At 33.0% G+C, this 790-nt stretch carries 1 protein-coding gene; it reads right to left on the bottom strand.

Features of this window, described 5'->3' with window-relative positions; genetic code table 11:
- Positions 1-171: 171 nt before the first annotated feature.
- A complete protein-coding gene (locus tag C4S35_RS15385; protein WP_104001030.1) occupies positions 172-579 on the bottom strand; it encodes an endonuclease domain-containing protein in 408 nt (135 codons plus the stop codon).
- Positions 580-790 lie beyond the last annotated feature (211 nt).

Genomic DNA, 790 nt, shown 5'->3' with positions numbered 1-790 from the left:
CACTTGTAATCCCACTCCTCAATTCCCCTCTTCAAATCGAAGATTCAACGACTCCAAAATTAAATAATAACGGGAGTTATAGGGGTTAGGGGTGTGTTTTTCAGCTAAAGATCTGTTGTTCAAAACATATCATAAAAACCAAAAGTTATTTACACCTCGTAATCCCACTCTTCAATTCCCCTCTTCAGAGGGGTTAGGGGTGTGTTTTTCGTACTCATAAATATAAAACTCGATAGCCATTATAACATTCTCCATATCCTTCAAGACCTGTTCATCACTAAATCGCAAAACGGTAATTCCGAACTCATTCATTCTTTTTTCCTTTATACAATCTCTATTATATACTTCTAAAAACTCATGAGAATAGCCATCTACTTCTATCCCTAACATTAATTCATAACAGAAAAAATCTAAAATAAAGTTATCAATAGGTTTTTGTCGATGAAAATCATAACCGTACATCTGCTTGCCCTTTAATTTTAACCACATAAAAATTTCTGTTTCTGTCGAATTATTACGAAGTTGTCTTGCAAATTCTTTAAGTTTAGGGTTGTAGGGTATGATTTTTCTTTTAGACATAATAGACCTATCAGCGTTTTCAATATGTTAAAAATAAGGTTTTTAATTATAATTTTTGCACACTTTAATAAAACAGACGAATTTACTGGAACTAGCCGGAAATTTCAAGGGACAAATATGATCCCGCATTCTTTATAGGTTTTAGTTTCAAAATAATGTTGTTTGTTTTGAAAAAAGGACACACCCCTAGCCCCTCTCAAGAGGGGAATAC

The organism is Flavobacterium urumqiense, assembly GCF_900108015.1.
Lineage (GTDB): Bacteria > Bacteroidota > Bacteroidia > Flavobacteriales > Flavobacteriaceae > Flavobacterium > Flavobacterium urumqiense.
The sequence above is the reverse complement of the archived record's forward strand: the minus strand, read 5'-3'. Positions and strand labels throughout refer to the sequence as shown.